This is a genomic window from Halomonas salinarum (genome assembly GCF_012062845.1).
Lineage (GTDB): Bacteria > Pseudomonadota > Gammaproteobacteria > Pseudomonadales > Halomonadaceae > Onishia > Onishia salinarum.
In genome coordinates, this window is the sequence record NZ_WWNB01000002.1 from 16,542 (window position 1) to 41,245 (window position 24,704).

Here is a 24,704-nt window from a genome sequence, read left to right on the forward strand (position 1 = left end):
CTCGGCAACCGGCTCTCGCCGGTTGCCCTACCAGTTTTATGCATATTCGCTAAAAAGCTAGCACGGGGTCGCGCGACCTCACCATGCTCATGCGACCAATGGATAGGCTACATCGCTTTTTATTCCCGTCGTTATCTGCTTCGCCACCACCTTGGCCATGGACACCGCCTGGTGATCAATCGCGCCCACCCTGAAGCCACTCGAGCGCCAACTCGTGCTGACCACGTTCATCCGTCACGAAAAGCGTGTCTTCAGAAATCATGATGGCCCAATTGATGCTGCGCGGCAGATCCTGGGCCAGAGTCTCCAGCGCCTCCTGAGGCAGGGCCGCGATGGACAGATTCTTGAGGGGTGCAACCGAGGGCAACACCTTGGTTTCCCAGACCCGCAAGCTTCCGTAGGCGAGCAACGACAACTGCTCCGTGCGCCTTGAGCACCAGATCAGGCGTTCGGCATCCGGCTGACCGACCTCGATCCAGTGCAACACGCGCCCGTCCAGGCTCTTCACCCACAGGGCTGGCTCATCAACATCGGATAGCCCCCGGCCAAAGGCCAGCGACTCGTCATACCAAAGCGCATGCGCCAGCAGACGGGCCGCCATGCGCGGCTCCGTCTCGGACGGATGACGAGCCACAGTAAAGCGCAGCGTCTGATAGACGTTACGATCAAGATCGGTGAGGTTAAGATCCACCTTGTAAGGGGTCGCGGAGAGCGCCATGCAAAACGTCCAGTCAGGGGTGTCGGGGCAGCAGTTTACTCCCCTTGCCGCCTCAGCACGATGACGCCGAATGCGGGTCTTGACCACAAGGAAAAAAGATCGCAAAAATCGTGATAATTCCTCTGGCACAAGTCGCCAAAACCTTGCATGCTGAACCCATCGAAAGCCAAGTCTACGGAGCGTCATGAGTACGGCACGATTATCGACCGGTTGGGATGCCCTCGAATCCTCGCGAATGGCACCTGATCTGGACGTCAGGGAACTGGAAAAGCGCTCGCGCTTGATGCGCATCGTTTCCCGCAAGATCGCTCTTTCCGAGCTCCCCAATCGCGAGATTGCCCAGCGCGCGGGCATTCCCTCCAAACGGCTCAGCGACCTGCTGGCCGGCAAGATCGAGCATTTCTCGGTCGATGAGCTTCTATCGCTGCGCAACTGCGTCTGCGTCGATGATGGCAGTCCCCTGCCGCCCTAGAACACGGCCCCTTTTGATATTGAATTGATAAATTGACCTGACGCCACGCGCGAATTGTTGCCTGCGCCCGAGCACCGTTGCGGTGCCAAAAAGAGCGCCCCATCGACAATGCCACGGCTCCAAGCCACGTCCGGTCAATAGACGATGAAAATCCAGCCTTGTCACGAGGCTGGATTTTTTGTTGCTGGCGAATCGCCGCCCATGAGGGTGATGCTTACGCCTCCGGTCGGCAAACGCCGGCTCGCCACCTTCACTTACCTAGCCTCAGAGACCATGCGGATGCAGCCAGCAGAGACCCCCGTCAGGCGAGATATCGTGCTCATCGGTGGCGGCCACAGCCACGTCGCGGTGCTGCGACGCTTCGCCATGCACCCCGAGCCCGGGATCCGCCTGACCCTGGTCTGCCGAGATACCCACACGCCCTACTCCGGCATGCTACCGGGCTATGTTGCCGGCCATTATGACTTCGACGAAGTGCACATCGACCTGCGCCGCCTGGCCCAGGCCGCCGGCGCTCGCTTCATACGCGACGAGGCCGTCGGCATCGCGCGCACCGAGCAGACGGTTACCTTCGCCCATCGCCCGCCGCTGCCCTATGACAAGCTGTCGATCAACATCGGTTCGACACCCCGAATTGGCGAGGTCAGCGGCGCACAGGACCATGCGGTGGCGGTCAAACCGATCCACCAGTTTCGTGAACGTTGGCGCGAACTGCTCACTCGCCTCGCCGAGCGCTCAGGCGAACATCAAGGCCCCCTGCAGCTCGCCGTCGTGGGCGGCGGCGCGGGTGGCGTCGAGTTACTGCTGGCCATGCAGTACCGGCTGCGCCATGAGCTAGAAGCACAGGGCCGCGACCCGGATATCCTCGAGTGTGCGCTTTTCACCCAGAGCGCCGAGATCCTGCCCACCCATAATCGCTGGGTGCGGGCACGTTTCAGGGCGTTACTGAAAAACCGCGGCGTCGCCGTTCACCTCAATCGACAGATCACTCGGGTCGAGGCCGGCCGGCTGATCGATGCCGAAGGCGAGGCCTTCAGCGCCGACGAGACCGTCTGGGTGACCCAGGCCGGCGGTGCCGCCTGGCTCGAGGGCACCGACCTCGCACTCGACGAGCAGGGCTTCATCCGGGTCAACGACTACCTGCAGAGCATAAGTGACCCCGATATCTTCGCCGCTGGCGATATCGCCAGCCAGGACGGCCGCCCCCGGGAGAAGGCCGGCGTCTTCGCGGTGCGCCAGGGGCGACCACTGGCCGACAACCTGCGCGCCAGCCTGATCGACAAGTCGCTGGCCGCCTACTGCCCACAGCGCCAGTGGTTGGCCCTGATCAGCAGCGGTGATCGCTACGCCGTGGCCTCCCGAGGCCCCTTCTCCTGGTCCGGGGCCTGGCTGTGGCGCTGGAAGGATCGGATCGACCGGCGCTTCATGGCGCGCTTCAACGACCTGCCGGCCATGACCGATCAGGCGACTCCCCATAGCGAGAGCCGCGTGACGCTGGACAACGCCGAACACACCCAGGCCCTCTCGGCACTGGCCATGCGCTGCGGCGGCTGCGGAGCCAAGGTCGGCGCCTCGGTGCTGTCCCGCGCGCTCGCGGGTCTCTCACCCATCGAACATGACGACGTGCTGGTGGGGCTCGCCTCACCCGATGATGCCGCCGTGGTCAGGGTGCCGCCGGGCAAGGCCATGGTGCACAGCATCGACTTCTTCCGGGCCTTCATCGACGACCCCTATGTGTTCGGTCAGGTCGCCGCCCACCATGCGCTTGGCGATATCTTCGCCATGGGCGCCGAGGCCCAGACGGCAATGGCCGTGGCCACGGTACCGCCGGGGCTTGAAGCCAAGGTCGAGGATACCCTGCGTCAGATGATGACCGGCGCCGTCGAGGTGCTCGACGCCGCGGGCTGTCAGCTGGTCGGCGGCCATACCGGTGAGGGCCAGGAGCTGGCGCTGGGGTTCTCCGTCAACGGCCTGATCGATGAGGCGCCCGAACGCGCCCTGCGCAAGGACGGCCTGCACCCGGGAGACGCCTTGATCCTGACCAAGCCGCTGGGCACCGGCACTCTCTTTGCCGCCCAGGCACAGCTTGCCGCCCGGGGCCGCTGGATCGATGCGGCGCTTGACAGCATGTGCCAGTCGAACCAGGCCGGTGCGACCTGCCTGCAGACTCACGGCGCCCGCGCCTGTACCGATGTCACAGGCTTTGGCCTGCTTGGCCACCTGATCGAGATGACCCGCCCGTCGGGCGTCGATGCCGAGCTATCGCTATCGGCCCTGCCGGTGCTAGAAGGCGCCGAGGCGACCCTCGCCGCTGGCAGCCTGAGCTCGCTGCAACCGGCCAACGCGCGGGTGCGCCGGGCCATTCGGGACCCGGTTCCCTGGCGCGAACACCCTCGCTATGGGCTGCTATTCGACCCCCAGACCGCCGGCGGCCTGCTGGCCGGCATACCGGCAGACAACGCCGAGGCCTGCGTCGCCAAACTCCGGGCAATGGGCTATCACGAGGCCGCGATCATCGGCCGGGTCATCTCACCGTCCGAGGATGCATCTGACGACCCGGCGCCGATCCGGCTGCGCGAATGACCTAAGACGCTACGAAAAGTGCCAGCGATAGGCGCGTCGCAGGGCGGTGCTCACCGCCCTGCCTGCCGCTCGCACAGGACAAGTCAGCCTTTTTTTGCGTACCATAACGCCTGATCACCCCCGCCGCGGCGGTCTCACCTTCGCTTCACAAGGATAATGTCGATGCTCAAGCGCCTGACGCTCGCCCTGACCGTGCTGCTGGCCGCCCCGGTGGCCAGTGCCGAAACCTTCGTCTTCACCGCCATCCCTGATGAGGACGAGACCCGCCTGCAGCAGCGCTTCCAGAATGTGGCCGACTATCTGGAAGAAAGGCTCGATGTCGATGTGCGCTTCGTGCCCGTGAAGTCCTATGCTGCCGCCGTGACCGCCTTTCGTAACAACCAGGTCCAGCTGGCCTGGTTCGGCGGGCTCTCCGGCGTTCAGGCCCGCGCCCGGGTGGAGGATTCCCGCGCGCTTGCCCAGGGCGTCGAAGATGCCGAGTTCATGACCTACTTCATCGCCCACCAGAGCACCGGGCTTGAGGAAGGCGAGGGCCTTACCGACGAGATGCGCGACATGACCTTCACCTTCGGCTCCAAGGGGTCCACTTCGGGTCGCCTGATGCCCGAGTACTATCTGCGTGAGACCTTCGGCCAGCCGCCGGAAGACGTCTTCTCGCGGGTCGGCTTCAGCGGCAACCACAGCCGCACCATCTCGCTGGTGGCCTCGGGTGCCTATGACCTGGGTGCGGTCAACTACACGGTATGGGAAAACGAAGTCGAGGCCGGCAACATCGATACCGACCAGGTCGAGGTGGTGTGGAAGACGCCGCACTACCCTGACTATCAGTGGACCATTCGCGGCGACGTCGATGAGCGCTTCGGCGACGGCTTCGCCGACCGCGTCCAGCAAGCCCTGCTCAATATGGAAGACCCGGAACTGCTGGAAAGCTTTCCCCGCTCCGGCTTCATCCCGGCCAGCAACGATGACTACGCAATCATTGAATCCGTCGGCCAGGAACTGGGCCTGATCGACTGATGAGCACGCTGGCCCTGATTGATGCGGTCGCCGACTACGGAGCAAACCGTGTGCTGGGGCCGCTAAGCCTCACCCTCAAGCGCGGCGAGCGGGTCGCGCTGGTCGGCAAGAGTGGCGCCGGCAAGTCGAGCCTGCTCTCGGTGATGCATCAGCACTGGCGGGGCCGAGGCGCCGCCCTGATGCCTCAGGAGCTGGGGCTGGTCGCGTCGCTGAGCGTCTTTCATAACGTCTACATGGGCGCCCTGGCGGCGCATCCCACCTGGTACAACCTAGTGACCTTGGCGAAGCCCTTCCGCCGTGACGTGGCGGCCATCCGGCCACTGCTTGAGCGGCTATCGATCGACGACAAGTGCTGGGCGAAGGCCGGCGAGCTTTCCGGTGGCCAGCGCCAGCGGGTCGCGGCGGCGCGGGCGATTCACCAGGGCGGCGAGGTGCTACTGGCCGACGAGCCGGTCTCGGCGCTGGATGGCCCCCAGTCGGAGACGCTGATGATCGAGCTGACCCGTGCCTACCCCTCCGCCGTGCTTGCCATGCACGATGTCGAGCTGGCACTGCGCTATACCGATCGCGTCATCGGCATCGCCGAAGGCGGTATCGCACTGGATGCGCCCAGCGTGCGGCTCACCGCTCAGGACCTGCTGCCGCTCTATTGAGGCATCCACCCGCAAGGCCTTCCCCCATGTGGCATTCCGCAACGGTACGTTTAAGTCTTGGCTTCGTGGCCCTGTCCATCTTCTGCCTGGGCATCGCCGACTTATCGATTACCGCTCATGAACCCTGGCATGAGCTGCTGCGACTCTTGCAGGGCCTGGTGCAGCCGGACATCAGCGCCGTCGATGATCTGGGCCTCGCGCTGCTGCGAACCCTGGCCTTCGCCTTCGTCGGCGTGGGGCTCGGCGCCGCGGTGGGCTTCGTGCTGGCACTGGTCTTCCGCTCCCGCCTGGTGCGCAGCGTCTGCGCCTTCGTGCGCGCCATCCATGAACTGTTCTGGGCACTGATCTTCCTGCAGTTCTTCGGCCTGCACCCGCTGACCGGGGTGCTGGCCATCGCCCTGCCGTATGCGGGGGTATTCGCCAAGGTTTTTGCCGAAATTCTCGAAGAGACCGACCCCCTGCCCGAACAGGTGCTGCCTGCCGGCAGTGGGCGGCTCTCGGCCCTGGCCTTCACGCGGCTGCGCGATGCCTGGCCACACCTGGTCAGCTATACCAGTTACCGTCTCGAGTGTGGGCTGCGCTCAAGCGCCGTGCTTGGCTTCGTCGGCATGCCGACGATCGGCTTCTACCTGGAATCGGCCTTTGCCCAGGGCCACTACAACACCGTGGGTGCCCTGCTGCTGCTCTTCTACGTGTTAATAGCCACCCTGCGGCTCTGGGTGCGTCCGCTGCTGGTGCCGGTGTATCTGGTGGTGGCGCCCTTCTGCCTGGGAAGCGGGCTGCCGATCGTGTGGAGCAACGTCTCGCGCTTTTTCACCGAGGACATCGTGCCCGCGCCACTGCGCCATGGGGAGGGGGTATCCGGCCTTGCCAGCTGGTTTGGCGACATCATGGCCCATGAGGCGCTGCCCGGTATCTGGCATACCCTGGTGCTGACCCAGATCGCCCTGGTACTGACCGGCATGCTGGCGCTGGCACTCTATCCGCTGGTGTCGCGCCATTTCTTTCAGCGTCGTTTTCAGCAGAACAGAACGCATCGCTCTGGTAACGCTAAGCCAGGCAACCGCTGGGCCCATCTACTGGGCCATGGGCTCCTGGTGGTCATGCGCTCGACCCCGGAGTACCTGCTGGCCTTCATCCTGCTGCAGCTGTGGGGGCCGTCGATGCTGCCGGCGGTCGTGGCGCTTGCGATTCACAACGGTGGCATCATCGCCCATCTGGTCGGCCGGCGCAGCAACGAGGTCAATCTGCGCCCGGATGCGCCTCAAGGCCTCGAACGCTATGCCTATGAGCTCACCCCACGCCTCTACGGCCCCTTCCTGGCGCTGCTGTTCTACCGCTGGGAGATCATCATGCGCGAGACCGCCATCCTCGGCATTCTCGGCATCACGACCCTGGGGTTCTATGTCGACAGCGCCATTCAGGAGATCCGCTTCGATCGCGCCATGGTGCTGATCCTGATCACCGCCCTGCTCAATATCGGCGTCGACGTCTTCGCTCGGCATCTGCGTGCCAAGCTGCGCCTGCGCCATACCGCCAACTGCGAGCCCTGAACCGTCCTCCGGCTGCCCTCGGCGGCCATCGCCGGTACCGGGTAGATGGCCGGTCCCGGTTGACGAGAGCGCCAGGCAACCGATGCGGCGACGATCTCGTCGCAGGATGCCACGTCAGACACCTCTCGCGACAGTCACTCGAAGGCGCCCTCGAACAGATAGGGCTCATCGAAGTGGCGCTCGCCGACGAAGACCGTGGCATGTCGCCCCCATTGGCGCATCGCACCCGGGCTACTGATGCCCGACGGCCACAACAGGAAGCGTTCCAGACGCTCGCTGCCTCCGACCAGGCCGTCCGGGCCAAACAGGCTGCGCCGCCCACCGCCGGGCAACGGCAGCGAGCGCTGCCCGAAGCGGGGCGCCTCGTTCACCGGATTCAGCCGATAGGACGTGACATCGGCGGCCACGCCAGACGGCGGGGCCCGCGTCGCTGCGGGTGACACGCCCTTCTTCTCGCCGCTCACGCCAAGCTTCAGCAGGTAATGGCTCACCGCCGCCAGGCGCAGCTCGATCCGTTCTCCGGCGCCCAGACGTGGCGCCGCGATCGGCGTCAGCGGCGCCTCGCGCAGGTCGCGATCCGCCGCCACCGCCACCCGCTCGAGCGGTGGCACCGGGAAGAAAAGGTGGTAGCAGCCGCAGGGGTGGATGCTGTCGTAGATCAGCGGCCTGCCATCCTCTCCCAGGGTCACCCGCCAGACCAGGCCATCGAGACGCCCAGCGAGGATATCCAGCGCCCCCACCCGAGTGCGCGCCGGAAACCAGGCCGTATAGACCAGCTGCGGCAGCACCGCGCCGTTGAAGCGGGTGTGGCTCAGGCGCACGTCGACCAGCGGACGCCCGGTATCCACGGCCGGCCGGACGCCATCGGGTGAGCGCCACCAGACAGGCGCCCCCAGCCGGTCGTCGTTGCCGCGGGTGTCGACCGTAAATACCGGCGCATGCGCGACGGCCAGGGTCCGCAGGGTCGCGGCATCGAGCTCCACCAGTCCAAGCGGGCTGCGCGGTGCCTCACGCAACGCTCGGGCAGCGGCCTCGCGCCCCGACCCAGAACGAGCCGGCACATAGCGGTGCAACCTGCCGCGCAGGGGGATGGCCGCCGACGGCCGCGTGAAGCTGGTCAGGTAATCCGCCTTCCAACCCTCATAGCCCAGGGCGAGCCCGATACGGGTCAGCGGGTAGAGTCCCAGCGCACGCTGCCAGACCCGATACTCGCTGGGCACCTCGACCCGCGCCAGCAGCGCCTGACGCGCGGCATGCGCCGATGAGCCAGGCCAGGCGTATGGGTCAGGGTCAGCAGGGGACAGTTCGTGGGCCAGCAGCCGATCGCCGCAGGCATTGGCGGCCGCCGCCGGGTCGGCGTCGCCGAGGGTCATGGCGAGGGCCTGGCGGGCTGCCATGGGCAGGTTGGCGGCCTCGATGCGGCGCGCCTGGCGATCGAGCGCCCGTTGGCGGGCGAGCCAGTCGTTGAAGGCGGCCTCGTCGAGGCGCCCATCCGCCAGTGCATCGCGAAAGCTCGCCAACAGGCGGTCGGTGCGCAGGTAGGCGAAGCCCTCGATGCGGGTACTGCCGGCATCGGCGACCCCGGCCGTCCGCACGCGATCATCGAAGGCATCGAGCAAGGCGAGACAGCGGCGGTCGGCAAGGCGTGCCGGGGAATCCTCGCCCGCCTGACGCCAGGCGGGCGAAGTGGCACAACCGGCCAGCAGCACAGTCGCCAACAGGGCAGTCGCCAGCAGCAGCGACGGCGCTACCACCCGCTCCCTCCTCCGGCGACCGTGCATCGCGGCCTAGTCGGGCAGGTCGGTGACGGCGCCCGTGGAGGCGGAGCTCACGGTCTTGGCATACTTGGCGAGCACGCCGCGGCGGTAGCGCGGTGCCGGCTGTTGCCAGGCGGCACGTCGACGTTCGAGCTCCGCTTCGTGCAGCGCCACCGTGATGGTGTCGGCCTCGGCATCGATGGTGATCTGGTCGCCATCCTCGAGCAGCGCCAGCGGACCGCCGTCGAAGGCCTCCGGCGTGATATGGCCGACCACGAAGCCGTGGCTGCCGCCGGAGAAGCGTCCATCGGTGATCAGGGCCACCGAGTCACCGAGCCCGCGCCCCATGATCGCCGAGGTCGGGGTCAGCATCTCGCGCATGCCGGGGCCGCCACGCGGGCCTTCGTAGCGAATCACCACCACGTCGCCGGCCACCACGGTGCCATCGTTGATGCGGGCCTGAGCCTCTTCCTCGGAACCAAACACCCGCGCGGTGCCGGTGAAGCGCACGCCCTCCTTGCCAGTGATCTTGGCCACCGCCCCTTCTGGTGCCAGGTTGCCATGCAGGATACGCAGATGGCTCTCTGCCTTCAGCGGCGCATCGAGCGGGGCAATGATGCGCTGGTCGTCAGGATACGGCGCCACACCGGCGAGATTCTCGGCAAGCGTCTGGCCGGTCACGGTCAGGCAATCGCCGTGCAGCAGGCCTCCCTCGAGCAGCATCTTCATCAGCGGCTGGATGCCACCGATCTCGACCAGCTCACTCATCATGTAGTGGCCGCTGGGGCGCAGGTCGGCAAGCACCGGGACTTTCTTGCCGAGCCGGGTGAAGTCATCGAGTCCCAATTCGACGCCGATGCTGTTCGCCATCGCGATCAGGTGAAGCACCGCGTTGGTGGAGCCGCCCAGTGCAATCACGATCGTGATGGCGTTCTCGAAGGCCTCACGGGTCATGATGTGCGAGGGACGAATATCGTGCTCGAGCAGCTCGAGCACCGCAGCGCCGGCAGCGGCGCAATCGTCACGCTTGGCCTGGGAGATGGCGTTCTGTGCCGAGCTGCCTGGCAGGCTCATGCCCAGTGCCTCGATGGCCGAGGCCATGGTGTTGGCGGTGTACATGCCACCGCAGGCGCCGGGGCCAGGAATCGCCGTCTCCTCGATGCGCTTGACGTCGATCAGGTCAAGATCCCCCTTGGCGTGGGCGCCCACTGCCTCGAACACCGAGACGATATCGGTATGTTTCTCGCCGGGCAGGATGGTACCGCCATAGACGAACACGCCGGGACGATCGAGCCGCGCAAGCCCGATCAAACAGCCGGGCATGTTCTTGTCACAACCACCGATGGCCACCAGGCCATCGAAGCCCTCACAGCCAGCCACGGTCTCGATGGAATCGGCGATGACTTCCCGCGACACCAACGAGTACTTCATGCCCTCGGTGCCGTTGGCGATGCCATCGGAAATGGTGATGGTGTTGAAGATAACGCCCTTGCCACCGGCGTCGTCGGCCCCGGCTTTGGCCTCATCGGCGAGGCCGTCGATATGGCTGTTGCAAGGCGTGACCTGGCTCCAGGTCGAGGCGATGCCCACCTGCGGCTTGGTGAAATCTTCATCGGTAAAGCCCACCGCACGCAGCATGGCGCGGCTGGCGGACTTCCCGAGGCCATCGACTACCGGGGCGGAATAGCGCCGGCGTGGATCCTTGGGCGTATCGGACATGGTGCCTCCTATCAGTGGATTGATCGTCAAGACCCGAATAGTGGCCGCCATGTTATAGCCTTGCAAACACTTGATGGCCTGCTAGCCGGCACGGGTGGCAAATGACGGACGCAGCGATGCGATGACAATGCTCAGCACCGTCGAGGCGATCAGGGCACCGAGGAAGGGGGCAAGGGTCGGCACGCCCCCGGGAAAGCTTGCCGCCATAAGCCCTGCCATGAGGCTGCCCTGAGCCACCCAGCCGGGAATGACCGCGCCGAGAAGTCCCGCAAGACCACCCGCCACCGCAGCCGCCGTGGTCATGCGCGACCACAGGCCGAGCAGCACCGGCACCACCGCCGAGGCGCATAGTAGATCGGCGATCAGAAACAGCCGCAGCACCGAGAGATTCTGCAGCGCCAGCACCACCACCGGCACCATCAGCGCCACCGTCAGCCAGCGGGCCATCGGCAGGCCAAGCCCCGTGCGGCCACTGACACGGCCATCGCCCACCGACAGCGAGGCGATGCCGTTCTGCAGCGTATCGACGCTTGAGGCCACCAGGGTCACCGCCAACACCAGGCCCAGCAGCTTGAGGCCGGCCGGTGCATCGATCAGCAGCGCGAAGAACGGCATCGGGGGCTCACCAAGCGCGACGCCCGACATGGCAGCGAGAATGCCAAGCCCCCCGACCACCGCGACCACGGCAACGGTCACCAACCCACCAAGCAGCGCACCACGGCCAAGCGCCTGACCGCTCTTCGCCGCCCAGACCCGCTGCCAGTAGCCCTGATGGAAAAGGTTCGCCGCGGTCACCGCGATCACAAGCGTCAGCGCCACGGACAGCGCACTGCCGGTGGGGATGCTTGGCAGTGTGGCGCCTTCCGGCAAATCCGGCAGCCGCGACAGGCCCAGCCAGCCAACAATCACCAGCAAGGCGATCAAGAGCAACGCCTGCCAGCGGTCAGTGGCAAGACTCGCCCGCAGCCCGCCAAGCGCCGTGTAGAGAAGGGTCGAGACAGCCACGCCGATGACCACCAGCGCCGGTGGCACATCAGACAGCAGCGCCGTGATGCCGCCGATGGCCGTCAGCTCCGCCGCCAGGAAACAGGCCATGTAGAGCACCGAGATCAGCGACACATAGCGACGCACGCCGGCCCCGTAGCGGCGCTCGGCGAACTCGCCGATGCTGCGCCCCTCGGGCAGATAGCGACGAATCGCCGGCCCGCAGGCGGCGAGCACCACGAAAGGCAACGCCGCGCCGATGGCATACCCGGCAAGCGCAATCGGCCCCACGAAGGCACCCACCTCGGGTGGCGCAAAGAGAATCCATGCCCCCATGCCGGAGGCCAGAAAGGATAGCCCCAGCGTCGAGGCGGTCTGGGAGTTGCGGGCAGTGACGTAGTCATCAACCACATCGCCGGCAAGCGCCCCATGGGTACGCCGGGCGCGCAGGCCAAGCCAGGTAAACAGCAAAAGCGCCGCGACCAGCGCGGCAAACGTCAGGTAGGGCATGTCGCACTTCCTCCGCCGGTATCAACCGGATCAGGTTCCAGGGTCAGCACGCAGTGCACTCTCAGTCCGACTCGCCTCTGCCTACAGCGACAGTGCGGCCGGGGACTCCCCTGGCGACAGTGAATGAATTGTGTATGGCAGTACGATTATCGCGCGTCAGGGCGGTGTCGTCACCCCATGCAGCTCGCCGCCCCCCTGGCCAACGCCTTCGCCACCGCAAACTCCCGAAGACGCCCAAGGCAACGTGCCACTCATCCTGCACGTCAACCAGGTAGAGCCTGGATGGCTGACGACGATATCGGTCTCGAAATGGCCCGACTTCTTACCTCAGCCCCACGAGGATTGCCCCACGAGGCCGGCTCGGTCATTATTTTTCCGTGGGCCTTTCCCGGCCGGGGGTGTCAGGCCCGTTCCTGACGGGCCTCGCGTCCTTCCCACAGCCCCGAGGCGCGCAAGGATCACCAAGTGGTGCCCGACGAGCCCTTCGTCAAGCCCCGCCCCGACACAGCATGCATGGACTCCCGATATGCCCGATCGAGCTGGTCCCGAGTTTTCAGCGTGGCACCCCGGCCTGGAGGCCGACCTGCCCAGCCGTTACCAGGCCCTGGAGACGATTCATCACAGCGCCAATGTCGACTCCCGCCTCGCCGATCTCCCTGAGCTGAGAGCCCTCACCGGGCTCGCGGAGGAGGAACTGGTCGCCTTCAAGGCGGAACGCCTGGTGCTGCACGAAGTGATCGTGCAGGTGACGGCCGATATCGTGGTCCTGGAAGGGGAAGAAGAAGAACTCCTGGGGCAGCACTTCCGCGACATCGCTCGCAAGATCCTGTCCGACTACCTGGCCCCCCATCTGCCGACGCTTTGCCAGGCACATGCTCGGCTGTATGACGATATCCACGGCCGGGTCGGCGACATCCTCGCCGCGGCCTTCGCGCCCGAACCGACGGCGGTCGAGCCCGAGCCTGGCTCCTGGCTATCCCGCTTGTTAGGCAAACGCCCTACCCCGCGACAGCAGGCGGACCACCGCTCCATCGAGGAACGGCACCATGACGTGATCCGGGGCATCAAGGAAACGGGGCTCGCCGCCCGAGGCGACCTGGAGCGGACCATCTACAAGAGCACCTACCGTGTCCTGAGCGCGATCGCCAGCAACCAGGGCCATATCGGCGTGGACCGGGCGCTGTTGGCGAGGTTGATCACCCAGCAGGTGTGCAACGACTTCGGCAGCCGCCACCTCGGCGAGCAGATCGCCCCCCATGTCGCGCGCGCCATCGACATCGAGGGCTACAGCCGGCTCCCCTGTGCCAGCGAGCCGATCCTGATCAGCCTCAAGGGGGCCTCGGCGGCCGGCAAGAGCTCCCTGCGCCCGCTGCTGAAGAACACCCTGCGCGACCTGGGTATCCAGCCAGATCACTACGGTACCGTCTCCCCCGACATCTGGCGCCGCCTCCTGCTCGACTATGACGCCCTGGGCGAGGCCTACAAGTATGCCGGCCGCCTGTCCGGCAAGGAGGTCAAGCTCATCGATGCCAAGCTGGACCGCTACATCCGCGACAAGGCCCAGCGGGACCGCTCCATCCCCAACCTGCTGATCGACCGGTTCCGTTTCGACAGCTTCTCCCTGGACAGGGTATCGCGGCTGCTGGATGCCACCTATGCGAAGTATGTCACCACCATGTACTTCTATTTCATCGTCACGCCCCCGGAGGCGACGGTGGAGCGGGGCTGGGAGCGCGGCCTGACGCGGGGACGCTACAAGGCGGTGGAGGACTTCCTGGGGCACTGCGTGGAGGCCTATGACGGCATGCCCAGGCTGCTGTTCAAGTGGCTGGACAGCCGACACCCCCGGCTCGAGTACTTCTTCCTCGACAACAGCGTCCCCAAGCACACCCCGCCGACGACCATCGCCTATGGCAATCGCGAGGTCCTGCACATCCTGGCGCCCCTGGGCCTGGTCAACATCGACCGCTACAAGCGGATCAACACCCGGGCGACCTGCCCGGCGGAGGTCTATCCCGACGCTGACAGCCTGGCGGTCAGCAGGAACTGTGCCTTCCTCAGGCAGTTCCTGGCCAAGGTACCGGAGGTCCGCTTCGTCGACGCGGCGACCGACCGGGTGTACCTGAAAACCGCGGCAGGCCGCTTCTCGGTCGTCGACCCCACCCTCCTGCAGGCTAAGCGGGAGCACCCGGAACTCGCGGAGCTGTTCGCTACCCTCGGGGTGCCCGAGCGCTAGCAGGCCGGGCAAATCGGCCCCGCCTGTGTCGAGACGGGACCGTCTTCGTCGTCGCGCGCCAGGAATCAATGCAGCGAGATGGTGCTGTTGATGCCGCCGGAGACGTTCTCCGGCTCGAACCAGCGCGCGGTCACGGTCTTGGTCTGGGTCCAGAAGGCGATCGCCTGCTTGCCGTTGGGGCCCAGGTCACCGAGCTTGGAGCCCCGCGAACCGGTGAAGCTGAAGTAAGCCACCGGCACCGGGATCGGCACGTTGATGCCCACCTGGCCGACATCGATGTCGCTCTCGAAGCGACGCGCCACCCAGCCGGAATTGGTGAAGATCGAAGTGCCGTTGCCGTTGGGGTTGGCGTTGATGAACTCGATCGCCTCGTCCAGGGTCTCGACGCCGACCACGCAGAGCACCGGCCCGAAGATCTCCTCGCGGTAGATGGTCATCTCGGCGGTGACGTCGCTGAACACGGTGGGCCCGACGAAGTTGCCGTGGGGATAGCCTTCCACCTCGCAACGGCGACCGTCGACCAGCAGGCTGGCGCCCTCCTGCTCGCCGGCGTCGATCAGGCGGATGACGCGCTCCTTGGCGGCGGGCGATACCAGCGGGCCCAGGTCGGCGTCGCGCTGGGTGCCGGGGCCGACCTTCATGTGGCGGGCGCCGTCGACGATGTCGTTAAGCCAGGCCCGCGCCTCGCCCACCAGCACCACCACCGAGTTGGCCATGCAGCGCTGGCCCGCGGCCCCGAAGGCCGAGCCCAGCAGGTTGTTGATGGCCTGGCTGCGGTTGGCGTCCGGCATCACCACGCAGTGGTTCTTGGCGCCCATCATCGCCTGCACCCGCTTGCCGGCCTCGGAACCCCGGCGATAGAGGTGCGTGCCGACGTGGGTCGAGCCGATGAAGGACAGCGCCTTGATGTCAGGGTGGTCGGCGATCTGGTTGGCCACGTCCGGGCCGCCGTGCACCACGTTGAGTACCCCGGCGGGCACGCCGGCCTCGTGGGCCAGCTCGACCAGGCGCATGGTCGAGGACGGGTCCTGCTCGGAGGGCTTCAAGACGAAGGTGTTACCGGTGGCGATGGCCAGCGGGAACATGAAGCAGGGCAGCATGACCGGGAAGTTGAAGGCGGTGATGCCGGCGCCCACGCCCAGCGGCTGATTGAGGGTATAGACGTCCACCTCGCTGGCGGCATTCTCGGCGAGCTCGCCGAGCTGCAGGCTGGGGATCGAGCAGGCGTGCTCGACCACTTCCAGGCCGCGGCCGACCTCGCCTTCGGCATCCGGCAGGGTCTTGCCGTGTTCCTCGCTGATCAGCGCGGCGAGCTCCTCGGTGTGCTCGCGAATCAGTGCCTGGAAGGCGAGCATGATACGCATGCGCTTGGCCAGCGGTACCTTGCGCCAGGTCGTGAAGGCCGCCTTGGCGCTGGCCACGGCGCGCTCGACTTCCTCGCGGGTGCAGAACGGCACCCGCGCGACCACGTCCTGGGTCGCCGGATTGAGCACATCGCGCCATTCCTGACTGTTGGAGGTCACCGGCTGACCGTCGATATAAAGGGACATCTCACGCACTGACATGATGGCGGCTCCTGGGCAGGCCTCCGAGCATGGCGCTACTGCGCCACGCAAGGACCCGCCCCTTGTGATTGTGGGTAAACGAGTGGGAGCGAATGTTTCCCGCCGTGGCGAGCCGGGCGTCGACTTTCTGTGCATAGCGACACGGCCGAGCGGCGCAAAACGGCTAGTTTGAGTGTAGATGGGCGAGCCGGGCAGCGGCCTGACGATGCTCGAGTCCTGAGCGATACCGGCATCGCCAGCGGCTCCGCCCTCGATGAAAAATCGCTATCAGCTTCTTGAGTAAAGAAAAATTGAAGCCCTGAAGCCCGGCACTATGCTGATTAGGAAAGCAACGGCAACGCAAAGTAGTCCTCTGTACAGCTGATCGATCCGCACCACCTCCAAGGCGCTGGAACGCAAAGAGGCGACATCCAAGGACCAGTGGGGCGGCCGCTGATAACGAAACGACGGGAGATATCGCAATGGGCAACGGACAACACGGCAACAACGCAGGCAAATGTCCGGTGATGCACGGTGGTCAGACCGCCAGCGGCCATTCCAACACCGACTGGTGGCCGGAATCCCTGAACCTGGACATCCTGCATCAACACGATCGCAAGACCGACCCGATGGGCGAGGACTTCGACTATCGCGACGAAGTGAGGAAGCTCGACTTCGATGCGCTCAAGAAGGACATGCACGCCCTGATGACCGACGGCCAGGACTGGTGGCCGGCCGACTGGGGCCACTACGGCGGCCTGATGATCCGCATGGCCTGGCACGCGGCGGGCACCTATCGCTTGGCTGATGGCCGTGGCGGCGGTGGCACCGGCAACCAGCGCTTTGCGCCCATCAATTCCTGGCCGGACAACGGCAACCTCGACAAGGCACGGCGCCTGCTGTGGCCGCTCAAGAAGAAGTACGGCAACAAGATCAGCTGGGCCGATTTGTTCATCCTGGCCGGTAACGTCGCCTATGAATCCATGGGCTTCAAGACCTTCGGCTTCTCCTTCGGTCGTGAGGACATCTGGCACCCGGAGAAGGACACCTATTGGGGGGCCGAAAAGGAATGGCTGGCGCCTTCCGACGAGCGCTACGGCAACGTCGACAAGCCCGATACCATGGAAAACCCGCTGGCCGCGGTGCAGATGGGCCTGATCTACGTGAACCCGGAGGGCGTGAACGGCCAACCCGACCCGCTCAAGAGCGCCGAGCAGGTTCGCGAGACCTTTGCGCGCATGGCGATGGACGATGAGGAAACCGCTGCCCTGACCGCCGGCGGCCACACGGTCGGCAAGACCCACGGCAATGGCGACGCCGAGGCGCTCGGGCCGGAGCCGGAGGCCGCCGATGTCGACGCACAGGGCTTCGGCTGGCTCAACCCCAACCTGCAGGGCAAGGCTTCCAACGCCATCACCTCAGGTCTGGAAGGGGCCTGGACCACCCACCCGACCCAGTTCGACATGGGCTACTTCGACATGCTGTTCGGCCATGAGTGGGAACTCAAGAAGAGTCCCGCTGGCGCCAACCAGTGGGAACCCGTCGACATCAAGGAAGAGGACAAGCCGGTCGACCCCACTGATCCGTCTATTCGGCACAACCCGATGATGACCGATGCGGACATGGCGATGAAGATGGACCCGACCTACCGGGCCATCTGCGAGAAGTTCATGAAGGATCCGGAATACTTCAAGGATGCCTTCGCCCGTGCCTGGTTCAAGCTGACCCACCGCGACATGGGGCCGAAGGCCCGCTACATCGGCCCGGAAGTGCCGGCCGAGGACCTGATCTGGCAGGACCCGGTCCCGCAGGGCGAGACCAACTACATCGAAGAAGTGGTCAAGACGAAAATCGCGGAGGCGGGCCTGAGCCTCAACGAGCTTGTCTGCACCGCCTGGGACAGCGCGCGCACCTTCCGCGGCTCCGATATGCGCGGCGGCGCCAACGGTGCCCGGATCCGCCTGGCACCACAGAAGGACTGGGAAGGCAACGAACCCGATCGCCTGGCCAAGGTGCTCAAGGTCTACGAGACGATCTCCGCCGACACTGGCGCCAGCATCGCGGACGTCATCGTGCTGGGGGGTAATCTGGGCATCGAGCAGGCCGCCAAGGCCGCGGGCCACGAGATTCACGTGCCGTTCCAGAAAGGCCGTGGCGACGCCGACGAGGCGATGACGGATGCCGATTCCTTCGAGCCGCTGGAACCGCTGGCGGATGGTTTCCGCAACTGGCAGAAGAAGGAGTATGTGGTCAAGCCCGAGGAGATGCTGCTCGACCGCGCCCAACTGTTGGGCCTGACCGCGCCGGAAATGACCGTTCTGCTCGGCGGCATGCGGGTGTTGGGCACCAACCATGGCGGCACCTCACACGGCGTGCTTACCGACCGCGTGGGCCAGCTGACCAACGACTTCTTCGTCAACCTGACCGACATGCGAAACCGCTGGGAGCCCCAGGGAGAGAACGCCTACGGGATCGTGGATCGTAAGAGCGGCAACACCAAGTTCACCGCGACCCGGATCGATCTGGTGTTCGGCTCCAACTCGATTCTACGCTCCTATGCCGAGGTCTATGCCCAGGACGATAACGAGGCGAAGTTCGTCAAGGATTTCGTGGCAGCCTGGACCAAGGTGATGAACGCCGACCGCTTCGATCTGGCCTGATCCAGCACTCTCCCGCCGCCCCGGCGGCGGTCCTTGCCCCATTCACTAAACGAACTGCGCCGGCCCTTGGGCCGGCGCAGTTGGTTAGCTCTCATGTGCAGTTCCTCTGATTGTTACCTTATCCAATGACCCTATCTAGTTAGCCTGGGCAGTTGTCCTGTTAACCCTTATGGCGCAGGGAAAGCACGCCAATCACTCGCCTCTCCCAACAGACGGCACCCGTGAGGGCAGCGACGCGCGGCCAACGGGACTACGCCATAGGCTTGCAAGCGAGACCGCAAGGATCGACATCAATACCAGCGCCAGCGACGGCACCAGCACGGCCCAGGGCGCCCGCTCGAGATAAGGCATGCTCTCCGCCAGCAGCAGCCCCCACTCCGGCGCCGGCGGACGCGGACCAAGCCCCAGAAAGCCGAGCGCTGCCAGCGCCAACGCCGTGCCGGGAAGGCGCAGCATGGCGTGGCGAAACACCGGCCCGATGACCGGAGGAAGCACGTAGCGCCAAAGCAGGCGCCAACGCCCCACGCCGAGCATCGGCGTGATGCGGATGTGCGCCTGCCCCATCGTCTCGGTCACCAGAGCAGATGTGTGTGCAGCCAGCGGCGCCCAGCTCACGGCCGTGACGGCGATCACCGCGCCGGCGGCACTGGGCCCCATGAGCCCGGCGACGACCAGCCCAGCGATGACGGGCGGCGTGGCATTGGTGATCTCGATAGGACCGGCCGCCAGCCGCGGCATCAGGCCGATCAGTATCCCCAGCACGAAGCTGACCAGCACCGTGACCAGCGCCATCCCCATGGTAGAAAGCGCACCATGACTCACGCGCGCCAGGATATCCCGCCCGACGCCATCGGCGCCCAGAGGGAGTGCCAGGCTGGGTGGCTGCAGGCGCAGGTAGGCCGAGCTCATCGGGTCGCGCCCAAGCCCGGCAACGATGATCAAGAGCAGCAGCAGCCCCGCCATCGCCGGCACGACCCAGCGACCGCGGCCGCCACGATTCACGCAGGCGGCGACCGGCACCGCCCCCGCCCGCATCGCTCCACCCAGCAGCAAGGAACGGCCAAGGTTGGCGAGGCCGCCCAACACGATGGCGATGGCAAGCAGAATCAGGATGCCCGTCTGCAGCGCCGGCAGATCCTGGGCGGAGGCCGCCCCGAGCGTGGCCCGGCCGAGCCCGGGGATAGAGAAGACCTGCTCGACGGCGATCGCACCACCGGTCAGCCCCACCATCACCAGCCCTACCTGCGGCATCAGGCTCGGCAGGGTGCGTTGCAACACCGCCAGCACGATGCGGCGCCGCGAGAAACCCGCCATGTGCCAGGTCGCGACCCAACGTTCGGCGAAGGCCGACGTCATCGCGTCGCTGAATAGCCGACCCAGTAGGCCGCCGGCTGGCAGCCCCAGCGATAGCGCAGGCAGGATCACATGCTGCCACTCACCCCAGCCGTAGGGCGGCAGCCAACGCAGCCAAGCGGCGAACACTACCAGCAGCAGCGCGGCGAGCAGGAACTCCGGGAGCGCCGTGATCGCGGCCCCGACCGCCCCCGAGGTCGGCGCCGGGCGTCCCGCAAGGCCACGGCACAGCGCCGGCAGGCAGATCAGCAGGGTGGTAAAAAGCGCGACGCCAAGCGCCGCCGCCATCAGCGTCAGCGACACCTGACTCGCCTGCAGCATGCCCGGCAACACTGGCGTGCCGGAGATCCAGGAGGTACCGGCATCGCCGTGCATCAGCCTGGTGAGCCAATGCTGCAACTTCTCTAGCGGCCCCATGTTGAGGCCCAGCTGCGTGCGAATGGCCTCAAGTGCTTCCTGGGTCGGGTTCTGGTCGCCGGCCCGCGCGCGCAGGATGCTGAGCGCCGGGTCGCGTCCCGAGAGCCAGGGCAGCAGGCCGACCAGCACGACGACGACAACGAGCGTGACCAGTCGCGACAACGCCGGCAACAGCGCCCCCCACTCGATGACGCGCCATCGCGACGGCCGAGATTCTGCCGCGGGCATATCCACGAGGTTACTCGCCGCCATCATCGATGAACCGGGTGTGCTCGTCGATCAGCTCGCGCTCGCGCGGGTCGCGAATGGCGCCGGCGACACGCACGGATTCCCCCTGGATGACCCGCTCGTGGAGCATCGGTACGGCGGCATCGGTACTCAGGATCGCAGCCTCGGCGTCGATGATCGCCTGGCGGCGCTCCGGCCCCGGCGCCAGCTCAGCAGCCTTCTCGAGCGCCGCCTCGACCTCGGGGTCACAGAGCTGGGCGATGTTGAAGGAGCCCTCGCAGGCGAAATCGCTGACCATGTAGGCCACCGGATCGCCGGAATCGAGCATGGTCGCCCTGGACAGGATGAAGGCATCGAACTCGCCGGCCAGCATGTCGGCCTCGATATGCGCGTACTGGCGCACTTCCTGCTGAACATCGAAGCCCGCGGCCTCGAGCTGCTGCTCCACCAGCACCGCGACCTCGGGCAGCTCGGCCCGGTCGGTGAAGGTACCGAGCGTGATGCTGGCGCCATCGGGAGCCGCCGGCGTGGGCCGACCGTCCACCGGCGAGCGCAGCCCGTCGGCCCACCGCAGCGCCGGCCCCAGCAGGCCGTTGGCAACATCGGCACGGCCCTCGTAGACGGTGCGCACGATGGCTTCGCGATCAACCGCCTCGCGCGCCGCTGCCCGCAATGCGGGGTCCGCGAGGGGCCCGGACTCGGTATTCAGGTAGAGGGTGTTGGTGCGTGGCATCGGCACCTCGTGGATCCGTTCGGGGTCGATCAGCGCGACCTGAGAGACCGGCACGGCCTCGACCACATCGGCCTCGCCGGTGCGCAGCGCCGCCCCCCGTGCCGTGCCATCCGGCACGTAGTCGGCGTCGATGCCGGCAAGCTCGGCCCGCTCACCCCAGTAGTCCTCATACCGGTCGAGATGGGCGCTCTGGGTGCCGTTGATCGTCTCGAGCACGAAGGGACCGGTGCCGGCCTCGATCGGGTTGACGGTACCGTTGTCGCGGTAGGCCCTCGCCGACATGATAGCAAGCTGCGGGCTGGACAGCCGGTTGGGCACCAACGGGTCGGCCTCGGCGGTACGCACGATCACCGCGTCATCGCCATCGGCCTCGATCTCCATCGACACGCCATCCAGGATTCGCGGCTTGGGCGCCGCCTGAGTCGCGGCGGTCAGCGAGGCGACCACGCGCTCGGCGGTCAACGGGCTACCGTCGTGGAAAGTGACCCCGTCGCGGATCGCGAAGCGCCAGGTACGCGGATCGAGCTGCTCCCATTCGGTTGCCAGGAAGGGCTGCGGACTGCCGTCGTCATCGAGGCGGATCAGCGTCTCGGCGGTGCTCCAGCGCGACAGCTTGAAGGCGTCGTCGGTCAGCGGGTTCAGTCCGGAGCGCGGCGGCTGCAGCATCGCGACCTTCAGGCGCCGATCGCCGACCTCGGCGGTCTTGGCGGAAGCGCTCTCGCTGGAAGAACGCTCGGCGGATGCCGGTTCTTCCTGCTGGCAGCCGGCCAGCAGGACCAGAGAAAGAAGCGTGAGCGGAAGCGGCAAGGCATGGCGAAGGGTCAAGGGACTAACTCCTGGGAACGAAAGGCCGGCGTAGCGGCGTGAGGGGAAGATAAGGTGAAATCCTGGCCCGACAAGGCCGACGCCGCCTGGATCAGCGCCGCCGTGCGCGCATGCGCGGGCGAGCGAAAGAGTGCCTCGGTGGGGCGATCCTCGATGATCGCGCCATCATCCAGCACGATGGTGCGCTGACACAGCCGGCAGACCACCGAGAGGTCATGCGAGATCACCAGCAGGCCAATGCCGGCATCATGATGGAGCGATTTCAGTAGCTGGGTGATCCTTGCCTGAACCGGTAGATCGAGGCCGCTGAGCGGCTCATCGGCCAGTAGCAGCCGCGGACGCACGGCGACCGCCCGGGCGATGGCCACGCGCTGGGCCTGTCCACCGGAGAGCTCGGCGGGACGGCGCGTCAGGTAACGCTCGTCCAGGCCAACCTGCTCAAGCGTCTCCCTCACCCGTGTCTCGTGGACACAGTCGATTGCCAGCCGCGCCAGCGGCTCGCGAATTAGCTCGCGAACGCTCATATTCGGGTCCAGCGAGGCGGCCGGATCCTGAGGGATGTACTGCACGGCGCGCCGATACCAGCGCAGCGCGCGCACCGAGCCGGGCACGATGCGCCGCCCCTGGCAGACGATCTCGCCACTGTCGGCCCGTTCAAGACCAAGCATCAGGCTCAGCAGCGTCGTCTTGCCGGCACCGGACACACCGGCCAGGCCAATGAGCTCCCCCGGACGGATGCCAAAATCGATGTGCTTGAGTGTGTGGTGTCGCTCCCGTCCCTGCCAGAGCCGCCACGGCCCGGGCCTGGACTTGTTCAGACCGGCGACCCTGAGCAGTGAACCATCGTCGTTGAGAGTGTCGTCATTGAATATGTCGTCCCACATGGGCTACCTCGTCATCTCATGCCGTGGCGCCGCCATGGCCGTGGAGGCAACCGCATCCTGCTGGATCGCTGAAACCAACTCCCGGGAAAACGCGTGCTGCGGGTCGGCCATGAGCTGGGCCAGGGGGCCGCTCTCCATGAGCCTGCCGTCATCGATGATCAGCGCCCGCTCGCAAAGCTGTGCTGCGGCATTCATGTCATGGGAGATGAACAGCAGCGCTGGCGTCTCCGCCGTTCCCGTGCTCTCACGTAGCAGCGACAACACCTCGGCCTGGGTCAGGACGTCGAGGGCCGTGGTCGGTTCGTCGGCGACGATCAGCGCCGGTTTGCAAGCCAGTGCCAGCGCCAGGCAGACGCGCTGGCGCTGGCCACCGGAAAGCGCCGCCGAGGACCGCCGGGCAACCTCCTCCGGGGCGGCGATCATCATCCGCCCCAGGAGCTTGACGACCGCGCGCTGCGCCTCCCGGCGAGAGAGCCCATGAAAGCGCATGAATGGCTCTCTCAGCTGCGCGCCGACACTGACCAGCGGATTCAGCGCGGCATGCGTGTTCTGGAAGACCATACCGGCCCGAGCCGCCGCTGGACGCCGTGTCGCACGCACGCCACCGACCTCCAGGCCATTGATATGTATGCGGCCACTCAGGGTGGCACCGGGCGGCGGGATGCCGAGGATTGCCCCGGCGGTAAGAGACTTGCCCGAACCGGACGGGCCAATCAGGCAGACGCGCTCGCCCTTCGTCACCTGGAAAGACAGGTCATCGACCGCGAACCGTCCGCCAAGACGCATGCGCAGGTTTTCCACCCTCAGGACGGGGTCACTCGCTTTTGATGTCATGTGAGGTGCCTGCCTTGGCGGTGTCGAAAAAAGAGAGGTTATATCATAACAAAAACGGTAAAGGCAATGTCGCACTTGGCCTGCCCGCCGCGGCCATCAGGCCCCAGAGGCACAGCGCACGACGCCATCGGCCAGCCGGCGCAGCAACTGTGGATAGAGCTCAGCATCGAGTGGCAAGTCGACGCCCAGCGGATCGATGACAAGCGATGTTTCGCCCCCTGTGCCCTCGAACACGCTCTCCACCAGCGCCGGACTGAACTGCGGCTCACGGAAGACGCACTTAACGCCGAATTCGGCAACGCGGTCCTGGATGGCGCGGATGCGTGCCGGGCTCGGATCCGAGGCATCACCCAGAGAGATCGCCCCCACCGCCGGCACATCGAAGCGGTTCTCGAAATACTGGTAGGCATCGTGGAACACGATGAAACGCGCATCGCGAGCGTCGGCAAGGCGCTCATTGAGCTCATCGATCAGGGTCTCCAGCTCGGCCTGTCCCTGCGATGCGTTGCGACGATAGGCATCCGCATTAGCGGGGTCGAGGTCACCAAGCGACTTGGCGATGGCCTCGAGCCAGGCCTGGGCATTCACCGGGTCGAGCCAGCCGTGTGGGTCCACTCCCTCGTGGTCGTGGGCATGGGCCTCGAACGTCGCTCCATGGCGATACGCGAGTTGACGTGTGCCGGCGGTCTCCATCAGCGCCACTTGCAGCGCCTCGTCGGCAAGCGACTCACGAGCCCCGGCCAGCCAGGGCGTCAGCGCATCGCTGACCCAGAACACGGCATCGGCATGCGCTAGCGCCTCGGCCTCCGAGGGGCGCATGGCGTAACCATGCGGCGAGGCACCCGGCTGAATCACCAGATCGGGCGAGCCAAGCTCTCCCATCACTCGGTCGACCAGAGAGTGGACCGGCGGAATATCCACAGCCACCGCAGGCACCTCGGCGGCAGCGAGCGCGGGCACCAGCAGCCAAGGCAGGCAAAGCGAGCGTAGCAACGTGTTCATCATCATCGATCTCTTCAGGAGG

Annotated in this window: 17 protein-coding genes and 1 riboswitch; of the genes, 7 read left to right on the plus strand and 10 right to left on the minus strand. The window is 66.1% G+C overall.

Going from position 1 to position 24,704, the window contains the following annotated elements:
- Positions 1 to 175 precede the first annotated feature (175 nt).
- The gene (locus HF027_RS01655; RefSeq protein WP_168012298.1) at positions 176 to 718 is read right to left on the minus strand and encodes a YaeQ family protein; all 543 of its coding nucleotides are present in this window, start codon (positions 716 to 718) and stop codon (positions 176 to 178) included.
- A gap of 184 nt (positions 719 to 902) precedes the next feature.
- On the opposite strand from HF027_RS01655, the gene HF027_RS01660 reads away from it, so the two are divergent.
- The 5 genes from HF027_RS01660 to HF027_RS01680 all read left to right on the plus strand — a co-directional run bounded on the left by HF027_RS01660 (position 903) and on the right by HF027_RS01680 (position 6,996).
- The gene (locus tag HF027_RS01660; RefSeq protein ID WP_168012300.1) at positions 903 to 1,190 is read left to right on the plus strand and encodes an XRE family transcriptional regulator; all 288 of its coding nucleotides are present in this window, start codon (positions 903 to 905) and stop codon (positions 1,188 to 1,190) included.
- 210 nt (positions 1,191 to 1,400) lie between these two features.
- Entirely contained in the window at positions 1,401 to 3,773 is a 2,373-nt protein-coding gene (gene selD, locus HF027_RS01665; RefSeq protein ID WP_209316378.1) for a selenide, water dikinase SelD, read from the plus strand.
- Positions 3,774 to 3,935: 162 nt separating this feature from the next.
- Positions 3,936 to 4,790 carry a putative selenate ABC transporter substrate-binding protein gene (locus HF027_RS01670; protein ID WP_168012302.1) on the plus strand — a complete coding sequence of 285 codons (855 nt, stop codon included), beginning with the start codon at positions 3,936 to 3,938 and terminating at the stop codon, positions 4,788 to 4,790.
- Entirely contained in the window at positions 4,790 to 5,443 is a 654-nt protein-coding gene (locus HF027_RS01675) for an ATP-binding cassette domain-containing protein (protein ID WP_168012304.1), read from the plus strand. The genes HF027_RS01670 and HF027_RS01675 overlap by 1 nt, the downstream gene beginning before the upstream one ends.
- Positions 5,444 to 5,469: 26 nt before the next feature.
- A complete protein-coding gene (locus tag HF027_RS01680; RefSeq protein ID WP_168012306.1) occupies positions 5,470 to 6,996 on the plus strand; it encodes a PhnE/PtxC family ABC transporter permease in 1,527 nt (508 codons plus the stop codon).
- 134 nt (positions 6,997 to 7,130) lie between these two features.
- On the opposite strand, the gene HF027_RS01685 is transcribed toward HF027_RS01680, so the two are convergent.
- From HF027_RS01685 to HF027_RS01695, 3 genes are all read right to left on the minus strand, one after another.
- Positions 7,131 to 8,750 carry a hypothetical protein gene (locus tag HF027_RS01685; RefSeq protein ID WP_168012307.1) on the minus strand — a complete coding sequence of 540 codons (1,620 nt, stop codon included), beginning with the start codon at positions 8,748 to 8,750 and terminating at the stop codon, positions 7,131 to 7,133.
- Between the two features lie 33 nt (positions 8,751 to 8,783).
- A complete protein-coding gene (gene ilvD / locus HF027_RS01690) occupies positions 8,784 to 10,472 on the minus strand; it encodes a dihydroxy-acid dehydratase (protein WP_168012308.1) in 1,689 nt (562 codons plus the stop codon).
- Positions 10,473 to 10,553: 81 nt separating this feature from the next.
- Positions 10,554 to 11,966, minus strand: a complete 1,413-nt coding sequence (locus tag HF027_RS01695; RefSeq protein ID WP_168012309.1) for a sodium:solute symporter family transporter — start codon at positions 11,964 to 11,966, stop codon at positions 10,554 to 10,556.
- A riboswitch (TPP riboswitch) is annotated at positions 11,956 to 12,088 on the minus strand. (Overlaps the previous gene by 11 nt.)
- A 404-nt stretch (positions 12,089 to 12,492) precedes the next feature.
- On the opposite strand from HF027_RS01695, the gene HF027_RS01700 reads away from it, so the two are divergent.
- Complete coding sequence (locus HF027_RS01700; protein WP_168012310.1) at positions 12,493 to 14,202, plus strand: hypothetical protein; 1,710 nt, start codon at positions 12,493 to 12,495, stop codon at positions 14,200 to 14,202.
- 65 nt (positions 14,203 to 14,267) lie between these two features.
- Here HF027_RS01700 and HF027_RS01705 read toward each other — a convergent pair whose 3' ends face one another.
- Positions 14,268 to 15,767, minus strand: a complete 1,500-nt coding sequence (locus tag HF027_RS01705) for a CoA-acylating methylmalonate-semialdehyde dehydrogenase (protein ID WP_168012311.1) — start codon at positions 15,765 to 15,767, stop codon at positions 14,268 to 14,270.
- A 461-nt stretch (positions 15,768 to 16,228) separates the two neighbouring features.
- Here HF027_RS01705 and katG point away from each other — a divergent pair, with 461 nt between their 5' ends.
- Positions 16,229 to 18,406 (plus strand): catalase/peroxidase HPI, encoded by a 2,178-nt coding sequence (gene katG / locus HF027_RS01710; protein WP_168012312.1) that lies wholly within the window; start codon positions 16,229 to 16,231, stop codon positions 18,404 to 18,406.
- Positions 18,407 to 18,598: 192 nt separating this feature from the next.
- Here katG and HF027_RS01715 read toward each other — a convergent pair whose 3' ends face one another.
- The 5 genes from HF027_RS01715 to HF027_RS01735 form a co-directional block, all read right to left on the minus strand.
- Complete coding sequence (locus HF027_RS01715; protein WP_168012740.1) at positions 18,599 to 20,404, minus strand: ABC transporter permease subunit; 1,806 nt, start codon at positions 20,402 to 20,404, stop codon at positions 18,599 to 18,601.
- Positions 20,405 to 20,414: 10 nt separating this feature from the next.
- Positions 20,415 to 21,962 carry an ABC transporter substrate-binding protein gene (locus tag HF027_RS01720; protein WP_168012313.1) on the minus strand — a complete coding sequence of 516 codons (1,548 nt, stop codon included), beginning with the start codon at positions 21,960 to 21,962 and terminating at the stop codon, positions 20,415 to 20,417.
- A complete protein-coding gene (locus HF027_RS01725; RefSeq protein ID WP_168012314.1) occupies positions 21,959 to 22,846 on the minus strand; it encodes an ABC transporter ATP-binding protein in 888 nt (295 codons plus the stop codon). Before HF027_RS01725 ends, HF027_RS01720 begins: the two co-directional genes overlap by 4 nt.
- Before the next feature lie 3 nt (positions 22,847 to 22,849).
- Entirely contained in the window at positions 22,850 to 23,680 is an 831-nt protein-coding gene (locus HF027_RS01730; RefSeq protein ID WP_245184419.1) for an ATP-binding cassette domain-containing protein, read from the minus strand.
- Between the two features lie 96 nt (positions 23,681 to 23,776).
- On the minus strand, positions 23,777 to 24,682 hold the full coding sequence (locus tag HF027_RS01735; RefSeq protein WP_168012315.1) for a zinc ABC transporter substrate-binding protein: 906 nt from the start codon (positions 24,680 to 24,682) through the stop codon (positions 23,777 to 23,779).
- Between the last annotated feature and the right edge of the window lie 22 nt (positions 24,683 to 24,704).

Excerpts from the sequence above, each read along its gene's own strand:
- HF027_RS01705 (WP_168012311.1), bottom strand. The coding sequence starts at position 15,767 with ATGTCAGTGCGTGAGATGTCCCTTTATATCGACGGTCAGCCGGTGACC.
- ilvD (WP_168012308.1), bottom strand. The coding sequence starts at position 10,472 with ATGTCCGATACGCCCAAGGATCCACGCCGGCGCTATTCCGCCCCGGTA.
- HF027_RS01695 (WP_168012309.1), bottom strand. The coding sequence starts at position 11,966 with ATGCCCTACCTGACGTTTGCCGCGCTGGTCGCGGCGCTTTTGCTGTTT.
- katG (WP_168012312.1), top strand. The coding sequence starts at position 16,229 with ATGGGCAACGGACAACACGGCAACAACGCAGGCAAATGTCCGGTGATG.
- HF027_RS01730 (WP_245184419.1), bottom strand. The coding sequence starts at position 23,680 with ATGACATCAAAAGCGAGTGACCCCGTCCTGAGGGTGGAAAACCTGCGC.
- HF027_RS01715 (WP_168012740.1), bottom strand. The coding sequence starts at position 20,404 with ATGCCCGCGGCAGAATCTCGGCCGTCGCGATGGCGCGTCATCGAGTGG.
- selD (WP_209316378.1), top strand. The coding sequence starts at position 1,401 with ATGCTTACGCCTCCGGTCGGCAAACGCCGGCTCGCCACCTTCACTTAC.
- HF027_RS01700 (WP_168012310.1), top strand. The coding sequence starts at position 12,493 with ATGCCCGATCGAGCTGGTCCCGAGTTTTCAGCGTGGCACCCCGGCCTG.
- HF027_RS01660 (WP_168012300.1), top strand. The coding sequence starts at position 903 with ATGAGTACGGCACGATTATCGACCGGTTGGGATGCCCTCGAATCCTCG.
- HF027_RS01670 (WP_168012302.1), top strand. The coding sequence starts at position 3,936 with ATGCTCAAGCGCCTGACGCTCGCCCTGACCGTGCTGCTGGCCGCCCCG.
- HF027_RS01675 (WP_168012304.1), top strand. The coding sequence starts at position 4,790 with ATGAGCACGCTGGCCCTGATTGATGCGGTCGCCGACTACGGAGCAAAC.
- HF027_RS01680 (WP_168012306.1), top strand. The coding sequence starts at position 5,470 with ATGTGGCATTCCGCAACGGTACGTTTAAGTCTTGGCTTCGTGGCCCTG.
- HF027_RS01725 (WP_168012314.1), bottom strand. The coding sequence starts at position 22,846 with ATGTGGGACGACATATTCAATGACGACACTCTCAACGACGATGGTTCA.
- HF027_RS01735 (WP_168012315.1), bottom strand. The coding sequence starts at position 24,682 with ATGAACACGTTGCTACGCTCGCTTTGCCTGCCTTGGCTGCTGGTGCCC.
- HF027_RS01655 (WP_168012298.1), bottom strand. The coding sequence starts at position 718 with ATGGCGCTCTCCGCGACCCCTTACAAGGTGGATCTTAACCTCACCGAT.